Source organism: Rhodococcus sp. EPR-147 (assembly GCF_001647185.1).
Taxonomy (GTDB): domain Bacteria; phylum Actinomycetota; class Actinomycetes; order Mycobacteriales; family Mycobacteriaceae; genus Rhodococcoides.
On record NZ_LVCU01000205.1, the window covers coordinates 1 to 6,897 of the forward strand.

Annotated in this window: 5 protein-coding genes; 4 read left to right on the forward strand and 1 reads right to left on the reverse strand. The window is 61.7% G+C overall.

Annotation, left to right across the window (positions count from 1 at the left end):
• Positions 1-107: 107 nt before the first annotated feature.
• Complete coding sequence (locus A2J02_RS10050) at positions 108-494, reverse strand: hypothetical protein (RefSeq protein WP_068049718.1); 387 nt, start codon at positions 492-494, stop codon at positions 108-110.
• Between the two features lie 454 nt (positions 495-948).
• Here A2J02_RS10050 and A2J02_RS10055 point away from each other — a divergent pair, with 454 nt between their 5' ends.
• The 4 genes from A2J02_RS10055 to A2J02_RS10070 all read left to right on the forward strand — a co-directional run.
• Positions 949-2,325, forward strand: a complete 1,377-nt coding sequence (locus A2J02_RS10055) for a tyrosine-type recombinase/integrase (RefSeq protein WP_231893742.1) — start codon at positions 949-951, stop codon at positions 2,323-2,325.
• Between the two features lie 35 nt (positions 2,326-2,360).
• A complete protein-coding gene (locus A2J02_RS10060; protein WP_141215896.1) occupies positions 2,361-4,142 on the forward strand; it encodes a hypothetical protein in 1,782 nt (593 codons plus the stop codon).
• Positions 4,139-5,131, forward strand: a complete 993-nt coding sequence (locus A2J02_RS10065; RefSeq protein WP_068049721.1) for a hypothetical protein — start codon at positions 4,139-4,141, stop codon at positions 5,129-5,131. Before A2J02_RS10060 ends, A2J02_RS10065 begins: the two co-directional genes overlap by 4 nt.
• A 125-nt stretch (positions 5,132-5,256) precedes the next feature.
• Positions 5,257-6,897 (forward strand): tyrosine-type recombinase/integrase (locus A2J02_RS10070; RefSeq protein ID WP_231893743.1); only part of this gene is annotated, 1,641 nt, incomplete at its 3' end.

Consider the following 6,897-nt stretch of genomic DNA (forward strand, 5'->3'; position numbering starts at 1 on the left):
ACGGATTTCGATGCCAATGCACAGGGGAGCCGAATCGTTGCAGGTACCGAGAGGCGGCACCGCGCACACTCGGATCGCCTACAGCGCAGGATGATCGAGCCTGCGAATCACGCCGGGTCGGTGCGGCGGGTGGGGTTCTCGATGCGGGGGCGCAGATTGTAGGTGTCGTACCACTGCTGTGCGGCTTGCTTGCTCATGCCGAGGATCTCGCCGATCTTCGACCACGGCACGGGTCGCTCCCGACTGCGGAGGCGTCCGATGATGGCGTAGCGGTCGGCGATCATCGTCGAGGCGAGGAAAGCGTTGATCTCGAGTGCGTCGACATCGGAGACCGCGTCGTCCATGCGTCGTCGGGCGTTCGCGGTCCACGCCCCGGCATCCTTGCGCCCCTGCTCGCGCACCATATCGGCCAGGTCGACGTCGACGAGAGCGTCCTTGTACTGGACGTAGAGCTCCGTCAGCTCGGTCGGGGTGAGGACCTTCTCCGATTCCATAGCGTCAAGATATCTTGACGCATTCCGTTCGTCAACATATCTTGACGAGTGAGCATGTTTTAGCTGACGGGGGTTGCGGCTTCGGCGGGGCACCACTGTTGATGGAGGCGAAGAAATCCCTTGCCGTTCCCGATCGGTATGTCGAAGCTCAGACAGCAAATCCACTGTCCGCGAGCCGTTTTCCCCCACGCATGGAGCAGCCCGGGCGATTTTGCATCCATCGCGAGCCCCTCCGAGCGGACCTTGAGAGGCGTCCTGTCGCGGAAGGATCCTCCGGACGAGCCTGCCACGGTGAGAGCTATGTTTTGTGCACGGATGGACAGATGTCCACGTACTGTTGCCCACCATGCCGAGACCTGGTTGGCGTGTTTGTATCACTCCACACGAGTTGGTGCCGCGGCCAGCGGTGCCGGACACAAATTTGGAGTGGCCTGGGTTCGCGCGGCCAGAGTTGGTGGCCGGCACGCCGTTCCTCATTGACCCATCATTTGAGTATGACATCGAGTTGAATGCCTTCTTCAGATCAGTCGATATGCAGGCGAAGGCGCGCCACACCCAGGTGGGCTACGCCCGCGATCTAGCCGCGTTTTTGAACTTCGTTGCTGTCTCACGAGACAGAGCTCGTTGGTGCGACGTCAACGAGGCTGACCATCTGGCGTACTGGCGCTGGCGCAGGATCGACTCTCAAGGGCCGCACATACAAGGTGCGACATGGGACCGAGAGGTTGCCGCAGTCGACAAGTTCTATCGATGGCAGGTCCGCGCGGGCCATATATTGAACAACCCTGTGCCGCAGAGAGTTCGACGACCAATGCCGTTCGGCGCGGGCCTCGTCCGTCATGACTCTTCGACCACAACACCGGCAACCTACTCGCACGATGCCGCGACGGATCGTATCGAGTGGCTCCCACCCCAGTCCTACCGTTTATGGCGCGATGTCGGGATTCGCGGATATCGCGCCGACGGTGTCCACGACACCGGGTTTCGCGGTCGCTGGGCGGCGCGCAATGCATCATTCTGCGACTTGATGGTGCGCACCGGCATGCGGTTGTCCGAGCAAGCGGCGCTGACGGTATTCGATGTGCCAACAGCTCGCGGTCTCGGGGGCTATCAACGTTTTTGGCTGCCGACGGCCATCGCCAAAGGTCGTTCGGCCCGCCGAGTCTACGTTCCTGAATCCGTGATCGCCGACCTGATCGGGTACGCGACACTCGATCGCGCGGAGGTCATCGCCCGCGCACGCGCCTGCGGACGGTACGAACAGGTTCGCCGCCCGCTCGTGATCCCTGATCCGCATTCGCCGGTCGTCGTACAGACTCGGTCCGGTCTGCGATCGACCGTGAAAGTTTCCAACCTCGATGCCGACGAACGACGCCGCTTGCTCATCGACGGGCCCGATGGCTTGACGCCGGCCGCGTTCTGGCTGTCGGAGTTCGGCACCCCCATCGCGGTCTCGACCTGGAAAGACATGTTCGCAGTCGCCAACACACGGTGTCGTCGAGCAGGAGTTCCTCTGACTGCACATGCTCACCTCCTGCGGCACACGTTCGCGGTGGTGACTCTGGAACAGCTACAGCGCGGACATATCAGCGCGATGACCGAAATGACTGCCGAACAGCGAGGGCAATGGACACAGATCTTCGGTGACCCTCTGGACTGGGTGCGACGTCGCCTCGGACACCGCTCCGTGGTGACAACACAGATCTACTTACACGCGCTGTCGGAATTGGAAATGGAAACGCGAATGATGTTGGTGCCCAACACATGGGAAGATCCCCGCGACACTCCACTCGACGTCTTCGACGTCGCCACTGAGAACAAAACACAGTGAACGGTCGCGGCAGTACCGGCACCGGGCGCCGCGCGATGCTCCCATCTGGCCCGTACACACCGACCGAAGGCGAACACGCCATCGCCTCCGGCCTCACGGTCCGATTCGATGGTGAAGACGGCCGGACTCTGCTGGTGGACGTCGCGAAGATGGCGCTGCCCGGTTGGCACACGGCAGTTGCAGAGGCTCTGGCCCTTGCCCTCGGGGCGACGGGACGCAGCAGGACGCTCAGCTCAGCGAAGGGACTGGTTACGAGGGTGCGATCCATGCTGCGATCCCTCTCGGAACTGCCGGATCCACCGACCGGACCACCGTTGCTGGAGACCGCCCACCTCCAATCTGTCTACAACCAGCGCAGAATCACGCAGAAGGACGTCTACGCCTGGCGAGGCATCGCACTTTTCGGACAGTTCCTGACGTTGCCACCGCTGGTCGATACGGTGAATTCATCAGTGATCGACTACACCTGCCGCCAAATCGGGCAGACCCGGATTGGCCAACCTGGCTACTCGGACGGAGAGTTCGATCGTATTCTCTCAGCCGCTCGGTCAGACATCACCGCATTGCGCGATCGAATTCGACTCTCGGAAGCTGCAATAGGACAAACGGGTGAACAGGAAGGCTTGGAGGGCGACAAAGAGCTCGTCGCGATTGCGGAATCAGGAGTCGTACCCCCGAGCCGGAGCTTCAGCGCGCACGTCGTCAGACTGGAGCTTGCGAGCCGGCTCTATATGACGATCCGGGACCTCGCGCCAATGCTCGTGTTGATGGTGGCGCTGACCGGCCGCAATATCGAAACCATCAAAGAGCTCCCCTGGGAACACCGAATCCTGGAGACACGCGCCGTCGAAGTCCGTGTCATCAAACGCCGCCGCGGCAATCACCGATGGTTCGAGACCGCGACGTGGGAGATCGGGCCACCGGGTCGCGAACTGCACTATCCCGGCGGTCTCTACCTACTGCTACACGAACTGACCACTCGCAGCAGGAACACTTCTGGCAGCGCATCCGTTTGGTCGATCTGGCGTAGCGGCCACAACACCGGCCTTCGCGGTATCGAAGAACATTTCGACCCATTCGCTCGCGAACTGACCGCAACAGCAATCAACCTTGCCGGATGGCGCACCCGGCATTGCCTCCACGCTGACGTCGTCGACGGAACGCCCCCGGCTCCGCTTGCGGTCACCGGCAACCGGATCAAGACCACGGCAGACGTGCGCCGTACCAAACAGATCGGCGGTCACCTCCCGTCCGCTGCCCGGAGCAACACCATCCCGGTTCTGTTCCGGAACTATCTACGCGGAGACCCGACAACACAGGAATGGGCACACACCGTTGTCGCGGCTGCCGTCAGCGACGCCGAATCGAGCGCTCTGGCAGCACACAGACGAGCGCTGCACGTTGCCGGAGGCACACTGAACGTGCAGCCGGAACGCTCCACCACCGATCCCGATGGTGAAACCCCGTCGACGCATGCAGACGCAGCCGATACCGCCTGGTCAGCGTGCCGGGATCACGAACACCATCCCGCCACCGGGAGAAGCTGTCGCGCATCGTTTCTCGACTGCTTTCACTGCGGAAACTGCGTGGTCACACCGGATCACCTTCCTGGACTGCTCGGATTGCTCGATGCGCTGGCGGCCCGCCGCGATCAGCTGTCGGAGGCCGATTGGTGGGTCCGATACGGACCGACGTGGGCGGCCATCCGCCATGACGTTCTCTCGAAGTTCAATCGGTCCGAGATCCTGGCGGCAACGGAGATCAAACCCACCGATGCACTTCTCGATCTCGTCGAATCACCATGGGAGCAAACATGACCAACGCCCACCCTCAACCGTCGACGTCGCATCCGTTCGACGAACGATGCGTATTGAACGGGCGGCCGGTGCGCCCGGAGACAGAACTCAGCCGAGCTTCCCGATTCGTAGACGACGTCTGGGATCTCAGTCCAGCTTTCTTTCAGCAACATCATGTTGCTCTGATCCTCGACTTCACATCCGTGCCATCTGTCTATCGCACCGTGGCCAAAGAACTTTTCATCGGGCTACTGGGCGGGCCTGCACCCGCCAGAGGACGCGGCTTACCGAAGGTAGCAACGATTGCCTCGATGTTGCCCACGCTACGCCACTTCTTCTCCTGGCTCGCCTCGCGACCCAACCTGCGCCAGCCGCTGCTATCGGAGTTGCAACCTTCCGATTTGATTGCGTACCAAATGCATTTGCTCGCGACGCAACCCACTCTCACGGTTCGTGATCGCTATCGCAGTTCGGTTCGGTCGCTCTATCGCTACCGCGGACTCATGGTTACCGATCAGCTGACTTTCGACCCGTACCACATCGATGGTTGGAGCGAGTCCGGCGACAGGAGCGGACCAGACAACGCGACCGCCAGAATTCCGGAGGCGGTGCTCGGACCCCTACTCACATGGAGTCTGCGATTCGTCGATGAGTTTGCATCGGACATTCTCGCGGCAGACCGCGAGTGGCGACGAGTTCGATTGGGACAAGGGTCAATTCCGCCCAAGACGAGACGATGGGTCAAGGAGGAGCTGGACCAACTCATAGCTGAATACCGTGCCGCGGACCGCCCACTACCGGGGCATAACGGACAACCGAGCATTCGCCACCTGTCCCGCATGCTTGGATGCGATCGCACGACCTTGCGGACCTACCGCCACCTCATCGAAGACACAGCTCGACTGGTCGGGGTCGACAACGACGTCTCGTGTGACGTGGTGATCAACGGACGGATCAACGGGTCCCCCTGGATCGACCGCATCCTGTTCAATCGACGTGATGCCGACTGATCCTGGAGTGGCTTCTGACCTTCCCCGGCGCGGGATGGCAGGAGCGCTGGGTTCATTCCGGTGCCGACGTAGGATCGTCCGACTGGCTCGACACCTTCCACGACAATGCCGACCCACGAACAGTGGTGACCCGAAGCCAAGAACTGCGGCGCGGCCTGATCCTTCTTCTGGTCGCGCGGGTTGTCTTTCCCAGTTACGAGTCCATGTCAGCAATGCAGTGGACCGGGCTATACGCCAAGCTGCGCACCGCTCACCACCCCGAGATGTTCACAGCGTTGGAGGCCCGTGTCTCGGTTCTGGCGGCGAACTCCAAACAATGCAGCACCGCGATGCTGGTGGCATGCAAGATCGTTCTGCATACGGGGCGCGATCTCCATGAACTCACTCCGGAAGACCTGCTGGGCTACCGCGCCTGGAACATGGTCAGTGATCGCCCGACCTCGGCCAGCGTGCAACTGGTGTGGGCGGGACTCGACGGTATCGCCGACCTGCGGGGAATCAAGAGCTTCGCTGCAGCAATTCGGCGCGGACCCCGCCCGACGGGTGAATTGGTCGACCGATACAACCTCGTGAACACGACGGTGCGGAACGTTCTGGTGCGCTACCTCGACGAACGACGACCGAGTCTGGACTACGGCGGCTTCGCCGCCCTTACCGGAGTTCTCGCCGGCAACTTCTGGGCCGATATAGAACTCCACGATCCAGGCCTCGACACCATCGACCTCCCGCCGGACGTTGCGGCCGGGTGGAAGCAACGACTGTCGGTGATCACCGACAAAGACGGAACCACACGCCCACGAGCAGGGCGACTGGCAGTGATGATGACAGTGCGCGGCTTCTACCGCGACATCGCCGAATGGGCAGCCGAAGACCCCACCTGGGTGCAGTGGAGCGTTCCGAACCCCATCCGCAAAAGTGACGTCGAGGGATACAGCAAAGAACGCGCGAAGACGACAGCGGTCGTGCACCAACGAATTCGCGAGCGTTTGCCGCACCTTCCCTCGTTGGTCGATGCCGCTCACGATCGCCGTGACCGATCGGCCGCGCTACTCGCTGCCACCGCGTCGGTGGCGGTCGGAGAGACCTTCGAGCATCTCGGAGTGCGCTACCGCCGGTCCATCGCGCCCTCGTTCACGAAATCCAGCTACCAGCACGATCATCCACCGGTGCTCGCCGAAGTCATCGACACCGGCGAGATCATCGAAATCGAAATAGAAGAGCACGAGGCATTCTGGGCATGGGCGGTGATCGAGACGTTCCGCCACACCGGAATTCGAGTGGAGGAACTCCTCGAACTCACCCACCTCGCAGTCGTGTCCTACACACTGCCATCGACCGGCGAGATCGTGCCGATGCTGCAAATCGTCCCGTCCAAAACCGGCGAAGAACGCCTTCTGCTGGTCAGTCCGGAACTCGCGAGCGTGCTGGCAACGATCATTGCCCGCCTCCGAACCGCCAATGACGGCACAGTCCCGCTGACCGCGCGATACGACGGCCACGAACGTATTACCGATCCACCGCTACCGCATCTGTTCCAGCATCGAATGGGCTGGCTATGGACGGTGCCGACTCGAAACTTGATCCAGAAGTGGCTCAACCAAACCCTTGCCGCCACCGGAATCGTCGACAACGCGGGCAACCCGCTCCGATACACAGCACACGATTTTCGGCGGATGTTCGCCACCGAATCGGTCGGCAGCGGACTGCCGATCCACATCGTCACAAAACTGCTCGGGCACAAGCACATTTCCACAACGCAGATCTAC